This is a genomic window from Asticcacaulis excentricus CB 48, from assembly GCF_000175215.2.
GTDB lineage: Bacteria > Pseudomonadota > Alphaproteobacteria > Caulobacterales > Caulobacteraceae > Asticcacaulis > Asticcacaulis excentricus.
Genome location: NC_014818.1, coordinates 175,366 through 193,627, shown reverse-complemented (window position 1 = coordinate 193,627; position 18,262 = coordinate 175,366). Strand labels below are relative to the sequence as shown.

The window sequence follows — 18,262 nt, the reverse complement described above, 5'->3', positions numbered from 1 at the left end:
AGGACTATAACTAAGTCGGTTTCAGTAAGGGTGCGTGTGAGAAAAGCCGAAATTGATTATAAGAAATCTGAAAATCACTCAATGAAAGATAAAAAATGAATTTTTTCACGGCAGTTTTAGATTACCAGGGCGGAACTTATATTTATCAATTTTATTCTAAATTAGACATTAGCGGAGATGTAGAGAGAATAATTACTAATTCCAAAGGTGATATTAGAGATATTATAGAAATTTATCACAAATCGGATAAAAATCCTGTTTTGCTGGATGGGTGTGAGAATGTTTGGTGCGACACCTTTATTTATAAAGAAAATTTAGTTCTTCTGAATTTTGTCCTTACGAAAGAAAAAGAGATGGTTGATTTAGTGCAAGATAAAAGCAATGCCTCCAAGTGAGGCCTAAGTGTTTGTCTGCACATAGGTAAATCGGGAGACTCGTGATTGCGCCGCGAGGCCGTTTTGGCTTAAGTAATTGAATTTAAGCACTTAAACATGCCTCCATTTATTTTGACGTGGGGAGGCAGGATAATAAGGCGGAGAGGCTTCTGGGGCGCAATCCTGTGTGATAGTCTATATTTTACAGTGCGTTATGCGCAGCGCGCGAGAGGTGCGCGTTGTTCTCATTGAGGTGTGAGGCCGCTATCCGTCTGTAATCTATCTCTAATTTGTGAGGTTTGCGGGATTTAAGCGCTCTGTGGCCCCGGCCGCGACGGTGTCCTGCAAGAGCTTTACGCACTCAGTGAGCCAGTCGAGTTCTTCATCGCTGACGGTGTAGGGGTCACGCCGTAACCCGTAGGCAAAAACCTCGCTAGGCGGACAAATGAATAACACCGACTAGTCTTTGGTGATGAGCCGAGCCACCATCAATACAACATTTCTAGCACATATTACACGCGATAATGGATGTTATCACGTCTGATATCGCACCAGATTTCTCACAATGTTTGCTTTGTATATCCCATTGACATATCCCGCGTTATGGTTAGTTTAAGATACACTCCTGAGAGGTGCATAATGGCCCGTACGACCTTGTTTCATTCGAATCGCTCGCAAGCAGTTCGCTTACCTAAGGATGTGGCTTTTCCGGAAGGCGTCAAAGACGTGACTATTTTGAGGGAAGGGGGGCGTCGTATCATCGTGCCGTCTAACAGCATTTGGGACGATTTTTTTGCGGCCCCAGGCATTGATCTTGGCGAGCGCGACCAACTGGCCGAACAAGTCCGTGAGCGCTTCTAATGCTTCGATATATGCTTGATACAAATCTATGCATCAGAGTGCTCCGGGACCGGCCGCAGTCTATCCGCGAACGGTTCAACGCTGAAGCTGATGGGCTTTGTATCTCAACTATAGTATTGGCGGAATTTTTACACGGTGCTGAAAAGTCTGACCGCCCGGCTTTTAACCGAACAAAAGTCGAGCAGTTTGCTGCGCGGCTGGAGGTAATTGCATTTGGGTCAGAGGCTGCCGCCCACGCAGCAGACATTCGAGCGTCTTTGGAACGTAGGGGTACTCCGATTGGCGTTTATGATGTACTAATTGCAGGTCATGCCCGAAGCAGAGGCTTGGTTGTTGTCACTGGAAATTTGAGTGAGTTCTCCCGCGTTGAAGGGCTGCGGAGCGAGGACTGGCTTTCGTCCGACCCGATGGCAAACTAAATAAGCGACACCGTTTCTTAGAAAATCGTGCGGATTTAAATCACTTCTGCAATTTCTCATAATATATATTATGCGTCGTGCGCATTCATGGCGTACAATTTGACATTCTCCCGCCTATATATACAATGAGTTAGAATTCATTTGTGTGGAGCTTCCGATGCCGAGCGTAGCCATTGATGACAATAAGCGAATGCATTTGAGGGTGTCGCCAGAAGCAAAAGCCAAGCTGATCCGGGCCGCGGCGATTCAAAATACGGACCTCACCAACTTCATCATGCAGACAGCGTTGAAAGAAGCAGATTCAGTGATTGAAGCCGCTGAAGCCGTCGTCCTTTCTAGACGGGACTTCGCTCGGGTTCTGGAGCTGCTCGAAAACCCGCCTAAGCCAAATGCAAAACTGGGGGCCGCTATTGCAGCTTTGCCGTCCGCAATATGATCCTCCCGGCGTGGCACGAAGCACCAATTGCCAAGTCGCATGATCGAAAATCATTCAACTGTGGCGACACCGAGATGAACGAATTTCTGCAGAAATTTGCTCGGCAGAGTCATGAGCAAAACGCGTCGAAAACCTTTTGCGCTATCGAGAACGCTAAGTCACAACGGATTCTCGGCTTCTACACGGTAACGCCGTCCGCAGTATCGCAGGATCAGGTCCCAGAACATCTCGCAAAAGGATTGGCGAGGCACGAGATCGCGGGCTTCAAGTTGGCACGGATAGCGACGGACCTCTCCGTCGCAGGGTTAGGGCTGGGTGGGCAGCTACTAGCGGCCGCAGCCCTTAGATGCTTACGAACTTCAGAACAGGTTGGGGGAACGTTGCTCATCATAGACGCAAAAAACGAACGTGCTGCGAGCTGGTATGCTGCATACGGCGCCGAACCGCTCAAAAATCTCCCCCTGACGTTAGTAATGCCATTGGCCACCTTTTCCCCTAGCTTTCAAGATAGAGGTTTCTTGTAAGCCCGGAGTTGAGGGCCCACTGACCGAGATCCGAACGGTTGAGTAGATGATGGCCGAAAGAGGGGGGACACAGCGTGCTGATCCTGCGCCCGAGATACGGTTTTGTCGCAAACCCTATGGGCATCTAGGGACAACGACGAATTTCTCCCAATATATGTTACATGCCGTATGCATTAAAGGCGTACAGGTCGACTAAATTGACGCTGCGTGACAAGGTGATTGGGGTTGACGAGCCGTCACCATGCCCAGAGTTGCCGCTTGATGATAATAGCGGCTTAGCCATCCGATTGAAGCCATCGGACAACCGTGTTGCAGTCTCCGACGTACCGATTGCCGAGAATGGAACATGGATGATCATGAAATTTCATGATAGGGTTGTCGCTAGGAGGCCCAAGATGAACCAGCCGCATTCGCGTGAGAAGTTTGCAACCCAGATGGATAGAGCCCTGCTTTCTGACCTTCGCGCACTGGCCAAGGTCGAAGGACGCCAGTTGCAGTCGCTATTGGAAGAGGCGGTTGGCAACCTAATTGCAGAGAGACAAAAGCCCCGACCTGACATCTCGGTCAAAGATGCGCTGAAAGCCAGTATGCGGCAATATGGTCCGTTGTATAAGAAGCTGGCGGAATAGTGACCCGCTACCTTTCGCTTGAGGACGTCCTCACGATCCATGACGCTCAAATTGCTGAGTATGGAGGTGGTCAGGGCGTGCGAGACCCGGGTCAGTTGGAAGCCGCCCTTTTTCGCCCACAAACGGGTTATTACTCTGACATCGTCTCAGAGGCGGCAGCGCTCTGGGAAAGTCTTTCACAAAACCATCCGTTCATCGACGGCAACAAGCGAACGGCCTTCGCATCAATGCACGTCTTCTTGATTTTAAACGGCTATGAACTAACCGCTGAACTTAATGACACAATTCATTTCGTTGTCGCCCTTTACGAAACCCATACCTTTGCCTTTGATAGGCTTGAATCATGGCTAAGGGCGCACGCCCGGCAGGCACACGTCTGAACGGCGCGATAGCGCAAAGCCGCCCGATCATTACACGGGCTATTATCTCGTTCGAGAGTGCCGTCCCCGGTTTGGGAATTCGTAGTGTCGAAATGCGCGGTTTCTTTGCGCTCCTCTAATAGGGCGGCGCAGACATCTCGGAAATCGTAGTCGCGACAGATTTCTTGCTACTCGGGCAGTACCATAAGCCTTAGGATAGCTCGGCCTACGATGCCTGTCGCGCGAAGAGCTTTCTACACAATGACAACAGCCATTGCCCCAGTGACAAGCGGGCATGTTGGGGCGAGATTGCAGATGCAATGGGCTTTTCTGACATCGCTAGGTCTCTTCCGGGCGAGGTAGAAGGAGGGTGGCCAGATCCGCCGGCAACGCGGCGGCCTTGTCAGGGCTTACGTCGCTGACAATGTCCGAGCCGTAACGATGAGGCGCCTGCGGATCGCGCCGGCGTTTGTCGATGCGCAGTACGCGCGTGCCGAGCTTGAAGGCCTCAGGCAGGTCGTGCGTCACCATAAGAATGGTCAGTCGGCGCTCGGCCCACAGCTTCAGAATAAGCTCGTGCATGTCGAGGCGTATTTCGGGATCAAGCGCCCCGAAAGGCTCGTCGAGAAGCAATACACGCGGATGCTTGACCAATGCCTGGGCGATGGCGAGGCGTTGTTGCATGCCGCCTGACAGAGCGCTGGGATAAACGTGCAGATTGTGCTGCAACCCGACGGCAGTCAGCATCTCGGTCGCGATAGCGACCGCATCGCGGCGTGCCCTCCCCCATAAACGTCCGAGGACGGGCGATTTGGCGAACTCAAGCCCGAGGAGGACGTTTTGCAAGACGGTCAGATGCGGGTAGACGGAATAGCGCTGGAAGACGACGCCGCGATCGGGATCGCATTGCGGCGCCAGCACCTTGCCGTCGAGAAAGACCTGGCCTTTGGCGGGCGACTCCTGACCGAGTGCCAGCCGCAGGAATGTCGATTTGCCGGCACCCGAAGGGCCGGTAATGGCAACGAAGCTGCCTTCAGCGATGGACAGGTTGACGCGCTCCAGCACGATCTTGTCACCGTACTCGACCCAGATATCCCGGAACTCTAGGAGGTCGCTCATGCCGACCTCCGGTGATACCACGGAAAAACCTCGCGACTGATGGCGCGCAGGACGATGTCCATCAGAAGCGCTAAAAGTGCGATCCAAACGACATAGGGCAGAATGATATCCATCGACAGATAGCGGCGAACGAGGAAGATGCGGTACCCGAGCCCAACATCCGACGCGATCGCCTCGGCCGAAATCAAAAAGACCCAAGCCGGCCCGATCGACAGACGCAGGCTATCTATGAGCCTTGGCAAGGCCTGCGGCAGGGCGACCCTTAAGGTAAGTTGCCAGGTACTAGCACCCAGGGTTTGGGCTTTCAGTATCTGTTCATTGGGCAGGGCCGCGACATGCGCGGCGAGATCACGCACCATGAGGGGCGCAATGCCTATCGCGATCAGCACAATCTTGGAGGTTTCTCCGAGCCCAAAGATGATGAACAAGATGGGCAGGATAGCGATTGGCGGAATGACAGCGATCGTCGCAATGAGCGGCGCGAGGGTAGCGCGGGCCAAGGGCAGGACGCCCAGTGCCAGTCCAAGCACCAGGGCGATGGCCGTCGCCACCCCGATCCCAATGCCCAGGCGCTGCAAACTGGCCACCGTATCCGCCAGAACCAGTACCTTGCCGGTAAGGGCATCAGGATAAAAGGCAATGCGGCCAAAGCTCTCTGCCATCCGGTCGATGGTGGGCAGGAGTTTGTCGGCGGCGTTGACCGCCTGCCGGTCCGATGCGGCTTTTGTATAGGCAAGGACGGCAACTGCTAAGGGCAGAGCCCCCAGCACGACAGCCGCCCCCTTATGGGGCTTGATGTTGATCAGACGCCGCATGGGACCCGTTACAGCGCGTTGTCGGCGGCGAGTTTGGTATAGGTCGGATCGAAGCGCAGCTTGATATTCTCCGCCGAACCAAGCGTCTTGCCGGGCAGCGAGATGCCAATGGCGTCAACGGAGCTGGCGCCCGGCCCGAACAGACCCTGGGCGAAACTGAACTGGCGCACACGATCCATGACCGTGGCCAGATCAGGGCTTTCCATGGCCTTCAGCGCATCAAGCGCCGAGTAGTACATGAAGGTGGTCGACAATTGGCTGTCATAGTCCTCCGGCGTCGTGCCCGAGAGGCTGGCCATGGCCGCGCGGGCGGCGGCGCCTTCGGCTGTTTTGGCGCTCATGACCGCCAGGGTCTCATACCAGATTCCGGCGAGCGCCTTGCCCAGATCGGGTGTGGCGGCCAGGAGCGCGGTGTCGACCACAAGGAGGTCGAGGATTTCACCGGGGATCTTCGAAGAGTCAAAGACGAGCGTAGCGCCCTTCGTCTTCTTCACTTCGCCCAACTGCGGATTCCAGGTCGCGACTGTCTTCACGTCCGCCGAGGCAAAGGCACCGACGATATCGGCATCCGATGTATTGACGGTTTTAATATCGGCCATTTTCAGGCCCGCCTGCTCTAGCGCGCGCGCCAGCAGGTAGTGCGAAACAGACAACTCCACGAGATTGATGGTCGTACCTTTCAGAGCGGCGACCGTCTTGGCGGATTTCGATACTATGCCGTCATTGCCATTGGAATAGTCGCCGACGATCAGCGCGGTCGTGTCCTTGCCGCCCGCGGCCGGGATCGTCAGGGCATCCATGCTCGCCACCGTGACGCCATCGAGTTTGCCGGCGGTGAACTGATTGACGGATTCCACATAGTCGTTGATCTGCAGGATATTGATCGTCAGGCCATATTTGTCGGCCCACTTCTTCACGATCCCCGCCTGCGCGGCGTAGGGCCAGGGCATCCAGCCGGCGTAGATCGACCAGCCGATGGTGAACTCGGTCTTGCCGGCAGGCGCCTTGGGCGCTTCCTTCGGTTGGCTGCACGCGGCCAGACTGACCGCTGAGACGGTGGCCAGAAGACCACCCAGAATGACGCGTCTCGATATGCTCATTTCAATCCCCTCTTGGTCCCGGCAACGGCCCTCATCGTCCGTTAGCGGATGTTGCGGTGCAGCGGGTATTGAATGGCAAAAAACAATCCACAGTCCAAACACGAGAATGTAACGGATTGTAATTCTTATTTTCTTTCAAAAACCATCGATTTACATTATTACGATTTACAAAGTTCGTAATAACGCTTAGAGTGTTCGGCCATGTCTGAAACAGAGACCGATCATCTGGCCCGGCTCAGCATGAGCCTGCCCGGTTCTCTCCTCGATTCTTTCGATAAAATGGTCGCCGATCGCGGCCTGCCGTCGCGGTCGAGCGCCATGACGGAACTGATCCGCGGAGCGGTAGCCGAACACGCTGAGCGCCAGAGGCCGGACGATGTGGTGGCGGGCACCGTCACCCTCGTCTACGCCTCAGACTCGGGCACGGTGCGCCATCGGGTGGCGCAAAAGCAGCTGGATTTTTTAAAGGAAGTGATTTCGTCTCAGCACGTGTTCCTGGAGAACGACCAGTCACTGGAAGTCCTCCTCGTTCAGGGACCGCCGTCGCAGCTGGAAGACTTATGCGACGGATTCCGCCGCATTCGCGGCATGTACCAGGTCAAGCTGGTGACGACCGCCGCGCTTCTGCCGCAGTTGCACGATCATCAGGCCTCTGAAGTCAAATCCACACAAACTCCGCCCTTGCCACCGGCGGCCGCGAACAGTCGCTAACCCCTACTTTTTAAGGCTCCAATCATGACAACCGCAGACCCCAAGTCTGCGCGCGACCATGCGCGCGCACAGGCAGGCACACGTGTCGACGCCATGCCCATCCTGCCCGCTCTCGCCGACGATGTGCCGGTTGGGGCGCGTGTGGTGTGGGAGGAAACCCTTGCGCCAGGCGGCTACGGAGCGAAACGCCTGTCACGCGGCACGCGGTTGCGTCTGATCGACAGCCAAGGCGACGCCTGCCTGTCCATGCTGGTCTTCAACGCGGAGATGTCGACCGAGCGTCTTAACATCGCGGATACGCTCAAGGTGCAGTGGAACGGCTATATCACGGCAGGCAAACTCATCCTATCCGATATGGGCCGGGTAATGCTGTCAGTGCTGACCGACACAGCGGCGACGCACGACGCCTTCTGCGGTGCCTCAAATCAGGCCTCGAACGCGCGTAAATACGGCGACGGCTTTAATCATGGCCAACATCCCAATGCCCGCGACCGTTTCATGCTGGGCGTCGCCAAGTTCGGCCTGTCACGCAAAGACGTCCATCCCTGCCTCAACTGGTTCAAGGGCGTGAGGATCGAAGACGACGGTACGACCGTGCCGCAGGTCGGCCCCTTTCCTGCCGGACGCGAAGTAATACTGCGCGCCGAAATGGACCTGATCGTCGTCTTTGCCAACACCCCGCACGTCCTCGACCCGCGCCAAACGTACAGCGTCACGCCGGTGCGCCTGACGGCGTGGACCGGCGAGGTGACGTCTGAAGACGACACGATCCGCATCGCTACGCCGGAAGGGCTTCGCGCCTTCCTCAACACTGAAGACTATTACGCACGGTAATGACCATGACCGAAACGATCATCTATGACGAAACCGTCGTTGCCAGAGCGCCGTGGATACATACGGTAAGGGCGGGCCAGCGCTTACGCATTATCGACCTCGAAGGCAATCAGGCCGTCGACTTCCTGATGTACGCCGCCGACGATGATGCCGAACGCTATAGTGCTCAAGACACTATAGCGGCGCAGGGCAATCTCTTTCTGCGCGAAGGCGCCATTCTGTTATCCAACGAAGGCAACCCGATGATGCGCATCGTCGCCACCTCGGTCGCCCATCACGACACGATCGGCGGGGCGTGCAGCTGTGAGTCCAACACTCTGCGTTACGGCCACCACACCAAGTCGCAGCATTCGTGCGTCGACAACTTCCTGACGGCCAACGCCACCAAAGGCCGCGGCAAGCGCGACATGGTATCGAATATCAACTTCTTCATGAATGTGCCGGTGGAATCCGATGGAACCCTAGGGATTGTCGATGGCATTTCCGCGCCCGGCCTGACCGTCGATCTCGAAGCCCTGATGGATGTCGAAGTCGTCGTCTCCAACTGCCCGCAGATCAATAATCCCTGCAACGGCTTTAATCCCACACCGATCCGCATGGTGGTCACTGATCAATGACTAAGCCCGTCTTCACCAAGGTTCTCATCGCCAACCGTGGCGCCATTGCCTGCCGCATCATCCGTACCCTGCGCAAGATGGGCATCGGCTCGGTCGCGGTGTTCAGTGACGCGGATGCGGGATCGTTGCACGTCGCTGAAGCCGACGAAGCCGTTCATATCGGCCCGGCGCCCGCCCGCGACAGCTATCTCAACGTTGAGGCCATACTCAAAGCCGCGCGCCACACGGGCGCACAGGCCATCCATCCGGGCTACGGCTTTCTGTCGGAAAACGCGGTTTTTGCCGAACGGTGTGAAGCCGAAGGCATAGTCTTTATCGGCCCGACCCCGGACAACATCCGCGCCTTTGGCCTCAAACATACAGCACGTGACATGGCGCAGGCGCTGGGCGTGCCGCTCGCCCCCGGCACCGACCTTCTGACCGACGAGGACGCGGCCATTTCAGCCGCGGACACGATAGGCTATCCGGTCATACTTAAGGCCACGGCTGGCGGCGGCGGGATCGGTATGAAGGTCTGCTACAGCGAGGTCGACATCCGCGAAGGTTTCGCGACCGTGGCGCGGTTGGGGGCGGGCAATTTCGGCGACGGCGGTGTGTTCCTGGAACGCTATGTCGCCATCGCCCGCCATATCGAGGTGCAGGTCTTCGGCGACGGCCAGGGCCACGTCATGGCGCTTGGCGAACGCGATTGCTCGTTGCAGCGCCGCAATCAGAAGGTCGTCGAGGAAACGCCTGCCCCGCACCTGCCCGACGCCACGCGCCAGGCACTGATGGACGCTGCCGTGCGTTTGGCCTGTGGTGCGAATTACCGCTCCGCCGGAACAGTCGAATTCCTTTACGATGCCGACCGCGACGATTTTTTCTTCCTTGAGGTCAACACCCGCCTGCAGGTCGAACATGGCGTTACCGAACAGGTCACGGGCGTCGATCTGGTCGAGTGGATGATACGGGGCGCGGCAGGCGATTACAGCTTCCTAAAATCGACGCCGAACTGCGAAGGCGCGTCGATACAGGTGCGCCTCTATGCCGAAGACCCGGCCGAAGGCTATCGTCCGTCGTCGGGTCGCCTGATCGAGGTGAAATTTCCGCAAGGGCCGCGCGTCGATGGCTGGGTGACGTCGGGTTCGGATGTCAGCGCCTACTATGACCCCATGCTGGCCAAGCTGATTGTCACCGCGCCCGACCGCGAGACGGCAGCCAAGGCTTTGGCCGAAGCGTTGGATCAAACGAGATTGGCCGGGATCGAGACCAATCTCAACTGGCTTCGCACCGTTGTCCGCTCTGACGCCTTCACCAGCGGCAAGGTTTCCACACGGGCACTGGAACAGATCCCCTATGCCCCGAACACGGTCAAGGTGCTGTCCGGAGGCCCAGCCACTACGGTGCAGGACTATCCTGGTCGGCAGGGCTATTGGGATGTCGGCGTACCGCCGTCAGGGCCGATGGATTCGCTGGCCTTCCGGCTTGGCAATCGCCTGCTGGGCAATGGCGCGGACGCGGCTGGATTGGAGTTTACCGCTGCCGGGCCGACGCTCACCTTCAAGGCGGCGACGACCGTATGCCTGACGGGTGCCGCCTTCGAAGCGACGCTGGACGGCGGAACGGCCCCCCTCTACCAACCCTTTGCGGTCAAGGCGGGCCAGACCCTCAAAATAGGTCGCGTCCTCGGCGCGGGCCTGCGCGGTTATCTGCTGGTCGCCGGGGGCTTCGATGTGCCCGCCTATCTGGGCAGTCGCTCGGCCTTCGTGCTGGGTGAGTTCGGCGGTCACGCCGGGCGCGGCGTCACTACGGGCGATACCCTGCATCTCAGTGCGGCGTCATCCGCCGAGGAAGCGGTTTTGCCGGAAGCCCTGCGCCCCGCCTTGACGCGCGAATGGGAGCTGCATGTCCTGTACGGCCCGCACGGCGCGCCGGACTTCTTCACCCCCGGCGACATCGAGATGGTCGCGGGCACAGCGTGGAAGGTGCACTATAATTCCAACCGCACCGGTATCCGCCTGTCTGGCCCTAAGCCAGAATGGGCGCGTAAGGACGGCGGCGAAGCCGGGCTGCACCCGTCGAACATCCACGACAACGCCTATGCCATCGGCGCGGTCGATTTCACCGGCGACATGCCGATCATCCTCGGTCCCGACGGCCCGTCGCTCGGCGGTTTCGTCTGTCCGTTCGTGGTCATACAGGCCGATCTTTGGAAAATTGGGCAACTGGCCCCTGGGGACACGGTGCGCTTCGTGCCTGTCGATGACGCCTATGCGGTGGCGGCCGAACGGGCGCAAGACGCATCCATCGCCGCACTCACGGCCTCGCCGTCCCTGCCTGATTTTACAGCCTGCGCCTCGCCCATTCTACACACGCTTCCCGCCCAGGGTGACCGGCCACAGGTCGTTTATCGCCGCCAGGGCGACAGGCACCTTCTGGTCGAGTACGGCCCGATCGTACTCGATATCGAATTGCGTCTGCGCGTTCACGCCCTACTCCTGGAAATCGAAGCCGCAAAGCTCGCCGGGATCATCGACGTCACGCCGGGTATCCGTTCGATCCAGATCCATTTCGACAGCCGCATTCTGCCGCAGGGCACGCTCCTCGACGAGTTGATCTCAGCCGAAGACCGCTTAGGCACCCTGGACGACTTCGAAATCCCCTCGCGCATCGTGCACCTGCCCTTGAGTTGGGGTGATCCCGCCATCTATCAGACCATCGACAAGTACATGGCCTCCGTGCGCGACGACGCTCCCTGGTGCCCGGATAATATCGAATTCATCCGCCGGGTGAATGGCCTGAACAGCGCCGACGACGTCAAGCGCACCGTCTTCGACGCACACTATCTCGTCATGGGATTGGGAGATGTCTACCTCGGCGCGCCGGTCGCCACGCCGATCGACCCGCGCCATCGACTGGTGACGACGAAGTACAACCCCGCCCGAACCTGGACGCCGCCCAACGTAGTGGGTATTGGCGGCGCTTACATGTGCATCTATGGCATGGAGGGCCCAGGCGGCTACCAGCTATTTGGCCGCACTATTCAGGTCTGGAACACCTATCGGCAGACCGATGCCTTCGTCGACGGCAAGCCGTGGCTGTTGCGTTTCTTCGATCAGATCCGCTTCTTCCCGGTTAGCCATGAGGAACTGACCGACTGGCGGCGTGATTTCCCGCTGGGTCGTCGGGCCATTAAGGTGGAAGACAGCGTCTTCCGCCTGAAAGACTACCGCGCGTTTCTGACGCAGGAAGCCGACAGCATCTCGGCTTTCCAGACGCAGCGTGAGGCCGCCTTCCTCGCCGAACGCGAAGACTGGCAGGCGCGCGGTGAGTTCGACCGCGTGGCAGCGCTCACCGCTGACACAGCGATCGAGACGGATAACGAGGAGATTATCGCACCGGAAGGCAGCGAACTGATCGAATCCCCGTTTGGCGGTTCGATCTGGAAGATGCACGTTAAGGCCGGAGACACGGTGGAAAGAGGCGCGATCATTGCGGTTATCGAAGCCATGAAGACCGAATGCGGTATCGGTGCGCCACACAAGGGGATCGTGCGCGCCGTCTATGTCGAAGAGGGTAAACCGGTCAATCCGGGCGCACCTCTCCTGGCGCTGGAGGCGATCTGATGGATCGCCTCCATGCCGCACAGATTGCTGATGCCGTGAATAGCGGGCAGACCTCTGCACTAGCGGTCGTCGAGGACGTTATCGCACGTCTGGCCGAATACGACGAGGTCCAACCGCAGGCATGGATCTCGCGGGCCGAGGCCGAAACCCTTCGCGCCCGCGCCCGCGACATCGACGCTCAGGTCAAGGCGGGTACGCACCTGCCGCTGGCCGGAGTGCCTTTCGCGGTGAAGGACAATATTGATGCTATAGGTTTCGACACGACGGCTGGCTGCCCGGACTATGCCTATGCCGCGACCTCCAACGCAACCGTGGTGCAAAAGGCGCTCGACGCCGGCGCCATACTTGTCGGCAAGACCAATCTCGACCAGTTCGCTACGGGTCTGAATGGCAGCCGCAGCCCATACGGCGCGCCGCGCTGCGTCTTCAACCGCGCCTATGTCAGCGGTGGATCAAGTTCCGGTTCAGCGGTCACCACGGCAGCGGGCCTCGTCGCCTTCGCCTTTGGAACCGACACGGCCGGATCGGGCCGCGTCCCCGCGGCTTTCAACCATCTCACCGGATACAAGCCAACCAAAGGCCGCTGGAGCACAACGGGCCTGGTCCCGGCCTGCCGGACGCTGGACTGCATCAGCGTCTTCACCGAAGATCCGAAAGACGCGGCATTGGTGGATTCCGTGGTCGGTGGATACGATGCAAAGGATGAATATTCACGCGACCTGCCCCCTGTAGCGCGTCCCGTGCGCCGGATCGGGGTCGCGTCGCAGTTGAACTGGTGCGGTGATATCCATTCAGAATACCTTTACGCCCGGGCGCTTGAGCGTCTCATAGGCATGGGCTTTGAGGTGGTGGAGATCGACCTTGCCCCGTTGAGTGCAGCGGCCGCCCTTCTCTATTCCGGCCCCTGGGTCGCCGAACGCACCGCCGCCATCGCCGATTTTCTCAAAGCCTCGCCGGCGTCCATTGACTCCACGGTGCGCCAGATCGTCGAAGGGGGGCTCACCGTCACTGGGGTCGAAACCTTTGACGGCCACTACAAGCTCGCCGGTTATAAACGCTATGCGGAAGAGCTGTGGGACGACATCGACATCCTGATGCTGCCGACCGCGCCGACCATTTACCGCGTCAAGGAGATGCAGGCGTCCCCGCTCGCACTCAACGCCAATCTCGGCCTCTATACCAATTTCGTCAATCTGCTGGATATGGCAGCCGTCGCCGTGCCCGCCGGTTTCCGCCCGAACGGCACCGGCTTCGGCATCACCTTTATCGGTTCGGCAGCAACTGACAATGCGTTGCTGGATTTCGCTAGCCAATGGAATGGGCACAATGCCTACGCTCGCCCCGATTACGACCTCACACAGGAGTCACGCATGGACACGATCAAACTCAGCGTCGTCGGCGCGCACCTTGAAGGCATGCCGCTCCATTGGCAGCTCACTTCGCGCGACGCAAAATTTATCGAAAAGACCACGACGGCGGCAACCTACAAGCTCTATGCCATGGCCGACACTGTCCCGCCGAAGCCTGCCCTCATACACGACAACAGCGGTACAGGCATCGAGGTCGAAATCTATGAACTGAGCGTCGCGGCATTCGGGAGCTTTGTCGCGGAAGTGCCGCCGCCTCTGGCCATCGGAACGGTGACGCTCAAAAGTGGCGAACAGGTCAAGGGATTTGTGGCTGAACCGCGCGCTGTCGTAGGCGCGACCGATATAACCGATCTTGGCGGATGGCGCGCGTACATCGCCTCTAAACTCTAACGCTCTTTGTTCGGGCCTGGTAACACTTCTCCGAACTTATATTATGCGCAACAAAGCGCGCTAGTGGGGACCGCCCAAAGGCCCTCGCCGAAAGATACGGTATACTCGCCCGAATAAAGCACGATGCCGTAGAAGGGTTTTTCCCCCGCCATATTCGCCTTGAACCACTTCAGGTGCTTGAACTGTTCGCGTCGATATTTGTTCCGGCTTTTACTTCGACGCCCACAATGGCGTCATCGTTCTCAACAAGGAAATCGACTTCACGTTTTTCCCGGTCCCGGTAATGACTGAGTGTGTACTCCCCCGAACTCGCATCGACCAGCGCTGCAAGTTGGGTGTAGACAAATGTCTCTATCAGTTTGCCGTTCAATTCGCCGTTCAGCCGCACCTTGTCCAGAGACCACCCCATGCAGGACGCCGTCAGGCCGGTATCTGCCATGAACAATTTATCTTTCTTGCCGACCCGTGCGTAGTCGGTCTTTGTCCAAGGGCGGACACGATCGACCAGATATAAGGTTTCAACGGCTTTGATATAAGACTCGAGTGTCCCATGGGTCAGCGCGAGCGAAGCGCCGATAGCTGATACATCCATATATTTCGATAACCAGGCGGATATTGGCGATATCCCTAAGGTCGCAATCAATGAGCGCCTGCACGTAGTCCTTATGCCACAGGCGGCGCTGCCGGTCGCTTTCCAGTCGTACGACCTCAGGAAAGCCGCCGCGGAGGGCCCAGGTGAGATAGTCGTCCTTGTTCAAGTTAGATGCCGGCAGGCCCTTCACATCGCCGGCAAAGATTCTTGCCAGGAATTGCGGCTGAGCATTTTCCAATTCGCCCTCGCTGAGCGGTCTGAGACGCACTTTTCGGACACGCCCAGCCATGGACTCATTAACCTTGGGTAGGGACTGAAAATTGGCAGAGCCCGTGAGGATAAAACGGCCTGGTGTTTCGTTCTCGTCGACATCCTTCTTCACAGCGGGTAATAAAAGAGGGGCGCGTTGTACCTCATCAATGATCATTAACTCATTGCCGTGGGCGACAAAGCCATGGGGATCTTCGATGGCCGAATTGAGAAGGGTCTGATCATCCAACGTGCGGTAGATTGTCCCTTCGCCTCCTCCAGCTATCTGTCGGGCAAGTGTGGTCTTTCCGCACTGCCTCGGCCCTTCCAGCAGGAGGACCTGCGCTCCTTGAGCGCAGTTCGGATCGATGCCGCCTGCCAGCGCGGATACGGAACGGTTACATTTCACCTCTTCTGAGGCCCGCGTTTTTATTGAGCCGGCTCCCGCGAAATTAAAATAAAGTATCCGCAATTTTAAACCATACATATGCCGACTGCTCACATAGGCCGCAAATAACCAAAGTTCAAATGTGCAGCATCATCAGACAAAGAGTGAACATCAGGCAGCGGGCACGACGACACGCGGCCTCGGCTGCATCTCTCGCAACGACCGACGTTCGCCGATGGGCGGGGTAAGTTCAATTTCACGGTTTCATACGTAGTCAGCGGTGAGGCTGATAACTGCCGGAAGTGCCAATACCACTTTCTCCCGCCGGCCATAGGTCTGACAATTTCTCGTTGCTTCGGGCATATTTGTCATATAATTTTCTGCATGAACCCTTCGGTGGGTGACACTATTCAGGAAAGTCTGCCGGTATGCCCTTTCTCCCCTCGCGTCGCCTGACCCTGTCCGCTGGTATGGCCGCCTCCGTATCGACGCTCATGCCGGGCGCCGCCGCTCTGGCTAAAGCGCACCGTTTTGAGATTGGGCCATCCGACTTCCTCCTCGATGGCCGCCCTATCCAAATTCGATGTGGCGAGATGCATTTCCCCCGTGTACCCCGCGAGTACTGGCCGCATCGCCTCAAGATGATCAAGGCGATGGGGTTAAATGCCGTGTGCGCTTATCTGTTCTGGAATTACCACGAGTGGAACGAGGGCCAGTTTGACTGGGAGGGGCAGAGGGATGCCGCCGCCTTTTGTCGCATGGCGCAGAAAGAAGGTCTTTGGGTCATTCTTCGACCGGGCCCCTATGCCTGTGCCGAATGGGAGATGGGGGGCCTGCCCTGGTGGTTGCTGAAGGCCGAAGGGGATGCATTTCTGCGCACCCGCGCTGAGGCCTTCACCGGGCCGGCGCACCGCTGGATTGAGGAGGTGGGTCGCCATCTTGGCCCGCTTCAGGTTACCAAAGGCGGCCCCATCCTGATGGTGCAGGTCGAGAACGAATACGGATTTTTCGGAAACGATCTTGAGTATTTGCAAGGCATGCGTAAGGCCGTTGAGCAGGCCGGGTTTGATGTGCCACTCTTTCAGTGCAATCCGACCCACGTTGTCGCCAAAACCCATATCCCGGAGCTATTGTCCGTTGCCAACTTCGGCAATGATCCTGAAACGGGCTTCAATACTCTGCGCGCCGTCCAACGCGCGCCTTTGATGTGCGGCGAATACTATTCCGGGTGGTTTGACGTCTGGGGGGCCGGGCATAGAACTGGTGGCGTTCAAAGCTCGGTGGCCGACATCAAGTGGATGCTCCAACAAAATGGCTCTTTCAGCCTCTACATGGCGCACGGGGGCACGAGCTTTGGGCTCTGGGGAGGTTGTGACCGACCGTTTCAGCCGGACACGACCAGCTATGATTATGATGCGCCCATTAGCGAAGCGGGGCGGATCGGGGAAAAGTTCGAGGCCTACCGCTCAGCCATGCGGCCGTTTTTGAAAGCCGGGGAAAGGTTGCCCGCCCCCCCTCCGCAAAAGGACACGATGGCTCTCGCCCCCTTCAGTCTTGAAGAGTGTGCCCCGGTGAGCGCCGGCTACACCTCGAACCCTATTCAGGCGAGTGAGCTTCGATCCATCGAAGCTTACGGCATCAGTCGCGGTCTGGTCTCTTATAAGGCCGTCTTGCCGGCCGGGCCTGAAGGCGTCCTCAAGGTGAATAAGGCGCGCGATCTGGCCTGGATCCGGGTCGATGGAAAAGAGGTAGGCACGTTTGATGTGCGCCATCAGCGCACGTCGGTGACTATCCCCGCCCGATCATATGATGCGGTAATTGAAATCCTGCTCTATACCATCGCGCGCGTGAATTTCGGGGTGGAGGTTCATGATCGCAAAGGCATTCACGGGCCGGTAACGTTTACCCCCAAAGGCTCCGCGCCCATACCTGTCGTAAACTGGGAACTGCGGGCGATTGATTTCGGCGCCGATGGCAACCTTCCGAAGCTCAACTGGACGAAGGAAACCGCGAGCGGGCCGTCCTTCTATCGCGGCACTTTCACCGCGACGTCACGCGACGATTCGTTCCTGAACATGTCGAACTGGGGCCTTGGCGTCGTGTGGATCAATGGCCGCTGTCTCGGTCGCTACTGGAGCATCGGCCCCACTCAGACCATGTATCTTCCGGGCCCTTGGATTAAAAAGGGCGTGAATGAAATTGTGGTCCTCGATCTTACGGGGCCAGACAAGCCGGTTGTGCTCGGGCAAACGACCCCCATACTGGACGCGTTGCGGCTCGACAGGGATCTCCCGAAGCCGAAGTCCAATCGCACATTGGCGCTCGCAAACATCCCTCCGACCCATTCGGGGGCGTTCCGTCCGGGATCAAGCAGCCAGGACGTGATGTTCGAGACACCGGCTAACGGCCGACAGTTCTGCCTCGTCTCGCAAAATGCGCATGACCAGAAAGGGTTTGCCGCCGTGGCCGAAATTGCCCTCCTCGATAGGGCGGGACAGCCCATCAATCAGTCGGACTGGTCGGTGGCCTATGTCGATAGTGAGGAGGTCGCGAGCCTGAACGGGGCGGCCGTGAACGCTATCAATGGTCAGGCCGCCGATTTCTGGCATTCGGCCGTTCGCTCTGCCGACGTCCGCGATCACCCGCATTATCTGGCGATTGACCTCGGCGGGACAATCGAAGTTGCGGGCTTCCGTTATACGCCGAGACAAGGCGGAGACGGTGTAACGGGTCGCATCAAAGACTATCAGGTCTATGTTGGTGACACGCTTGTGGTCGAAACTTAGGAGCAGGTAAGGCCGCGGCACCTTGGCTGTTCACTGCCGCCGGGCACCTCCGAACATGGGTAAATGTCTGACCACGATGCGGCG

The 18,262-nt window shown here is 58.0% G+C and carries 18 protein-coding genes; 13 read left to right on the top strand and 5 right to left on the bottom strand.

From position 1 onward, the window contains the following. Positions 1 to 95: 95 nt before the first annotated feature. The 7 genes from ASTEX_RS18160 (at position 96) to ASTEX_RS18135 (ending at position 3,623) form a co-directional block, all read left to right on the top strand. The gene (locus tag ASTEX_RS18160; protein WP_013481093.1) at positions 96 to 395 is read left to right on the top strand and encodes a hypothetical protein; all 300 of its coding nucleotides are present in this window, start codon (positions 96 to 98) and stop codon (positions 393 to 395) included. Between the two features lie 615 nt (positions 396 to 1,010). Then, positions 1,011 to 1,235: a type II toxin-antitoxin system VapB family antitoxin gene (gene vapB, locus ASTEX_RS18155; protein WP_041659775.1), complete on the top strand. Its 225-nt coding sequence runs from the start codon at positions 1,011 to 1,013 to the stop codon at positions 1,233 to 1,235. Next, positions 1,235 to 1,654: a type II toxin-antitoxin system tRNA(fMet)-specific endonuclease VapC gene (vapC, locus tag ASTEX_RS20025; protein WP_013481091.1), complete on the top strand. Its 420-nt coding sequence runs from the start codon at positions 1,235 to 1,237 to the stop codon at positions 1,652 to 1,654. The genes vapB and vapC overlap by 1 nt, the downstream gene beginning before the upstream one ends. A 157-nt stretch (positions 1,655 to 1,811) precedes the next feature. Further along, positions 1,812 to 2,090 (top strand): type II toxin-antitoxin system TacA family antitoxin, encoded by a 279-nt coding sequence (locus tag ASTEX_RS18150; protein ID WP_013481090.1) that lies wholly within the window; start codon positions 1,812 to 1,814, stop codon positions 2,088 to 2,090. Continuing rightward, positions 2,087 to 2,614 (top strand): hypothetical protein, encoded by a 528-nt coding sequence (locus tag ASTEX_RS20895; protein WP_013481089.1) that lies wholly within the window; start codon positions 2,087 to 2,089, stop codon positions 2,612 to 2,614. The genes ASTEX_RS18150 and ASTEX_RS20895 overlap by 4 nt, the downstream gene beginning before the upstream one ends. 197 nt (positions 2,615 to 2,811) lie before the next feature. Beyond that, positions 2,812 to 3,243: a hypothetical protein gene (locus ASTEX_RS20890; protein WP_245532586.1), complete on the top strand. Its 432-nt coding sequence runs from the start codon at positions 2,812 to 2,814 to the stop codon at positions 3,241 to 3,243. Beyond that, entirely contained in the window at positions 3,243 to 3,623 is a 381-nt protein-coding gene (locus ASTEX_RS18135) for a type II toxin-antitoxin system death-on-curing family toxin (RefSeq protein ID WP_013481087.1), read from the top strand. The genes ASTEX_RS20890 and ASTEX_RS18135 overlap by 1 nt, the downstream gene beginning before the upstream one ends. A 318-nt stretch (positions 3,624 to 3,941) precedes the next feature. On the opposite strand, the gene ASTEX_RS18130 is transcribed toward ASTEX_RS18135, so the two are convergent. The 3 genes from ASTEX_RS18130 to ASTEX_RS18120 are packed head-to-tail and all read right to left on the bottom strand — an operon-like array spanning position 3,942 to position 6,636. Continuing rightward, a complete protein-coding gene (locus ASTEX_RS18130) occupies positions 3,942 to 4,721 on the bottom strand; it encodes an ATP-binding cassette domain-containing protein (protein WP_013481085.1) in 780 nt (259 codons plus the stop codon). Further along, on the bottom strand, positions 4,718 to 5,536 hold the full coding sequence (locus ASTEX_RS18125) for an ABC transporter permease (RefSeq protein WP_013481084.1): 819 nt from the start codon (positions 5,534 to 5,536) through the stop codon (positions 4,718 to 4,720). The genes ASTEX_RS18130 and ASTEX_RS18125 overlap by 4 nt, the downstream gene beginning before the upstream one ends. A gap of 8 nt (positions 5,537 to 5,544) precedes the next feature. Next, positions 5,545 to 6,636, bottom strand: a complete 1,092-nt coding sequence (locus ASTEX_RS18120) for a putative urea ABC transporter substrate-binding protein (RefSeq protein ID WP_013481083.1) — start codon at positions 6,634 to 6,636, stop codon at positions 5,545 to 5,547. 201 nt (positions 6,637 to 6,837) lie between these two features. Here ASTEX_RS18120 and ASTEX_RS18115 point away from each other — a divergent pair, with 201 nt between their 5' ends. The 5 genes from ASTEX_RS18115 to atzF are packed head-to-tail and all read left to right on the top strand — an operon-like array spanning position 6,838 to position 14,163. Next, a complete protein-coding gene (locus ASTEX_RS18115; protein WP_013481082.1) occupies positions 6,838 to 7,347 on the top strand; it encodes a CopG family ribbon-helix-helix protein in 510 nt (169 codons plus the stop codon). A 24-nt stretch (positions 7,348 to 7,371) separates the two neighbouring features. Then, positions 7,372 to 8,181 (top strand): urea amidolyase associated protein UAAP1, encoded by an 810-nt coding sequence (locus tag ASTEX_RS18110; protein WP_013481081.1) that lies wholly within the window; start codon positions 7,372 to 7,374, stop codon positions 8,179 to 8,181. Beyond that, positions 8,181 to 8,798, top strand: coding sequence for an urea amidolyase associated protein UAAP2 (locus ASTEX_RS18105; RefSeq protein WP_013481080.1), 618 nt, complete (start codon positions 8,181 to 8,183; stop codon positions 8,796 to 8,798). The genes ASTEX_RS18110 and ASTEX_RS18105 overlap by 1 nt, the downstream gene beginning before the upstream one ends. Continuing rightward, positions 8,795 to 12,403 carry an urea carboxylase gene (gene uca, locus ASTEX_RS18100; protein ID WP_013481079.1) on the top strand — a complete coding sequence of 1,203 codons (3,609 nt, stop codon included), beginning with the start codon at positions 8,795 to 8,797 and terminating at the stop codon, positions 12,401 to 12,403. The genes ASTEX_RS18105 and uca overlap by 4 nt, the downstream gene beginning before the upstream one ends. Further along, positions 12,403 to 14,163, top strand: a complete 1,761-nt coding sequence (atzF, locus tag ASTEX_RS18095) for an allophanate hydrolase (RefSeq protein WP_013481078.1) — start codon at positions 12,403 to 12,405, stop codon at positions 14,161 to 14,163. The genes uca and atzF overlap by 1 nt, the downstream gene beginning before the upstream one ends. A 169-nt stretch (positions 14,164 to 14,332) precedes the next feature. Here atzF and ASTEX_RS20020 read toward each other — a convergent pair whose 3' ends face one another. Beyond that, entirely contained in the window at positions 14,333 to 14,755 is a 423-nt protein-coding gene (locus tag ASTEX_RS20020) for a DUF4143 domain-containing protein (protein ID WP_083805654.1), read from the bottom strand. Beyond that, positions 14,682 to 15,491: an ATP-binding protein gene (locus tag ASTEX_RS20015; protein WP_083805653.1), complete on the bottom strand. Its 810-nt coding sequence runs from the start codon at positions 15,489 to 15,491 to the stop codon at positions 14,682 to 14,684. The genes ASTEX_RS20020 and ASTEX_RS20015 overlap by 74 nt, the downstream gene beginning before the upstream one ends. A gap of 329 nt (positions 15,492 to 15,820) precedes the next feature. On the opposite strand from ASTEX_RS20015, the gene ASTEX_RS18085 reads away from it, so the two are divergent. Beyond that, positions 15,821 to 18,178, top strand: a complete 2,358-nt coding sequence (locus ASTEX_RS18085; protein WP_013481077.1) for a beta-galactosidase — start codon at positions 15,821 to 15,823, stop codon at positions 18,176 to 18,178. Positions 18,179 to 18,262 lie beyond the last annotated feature (84 nt).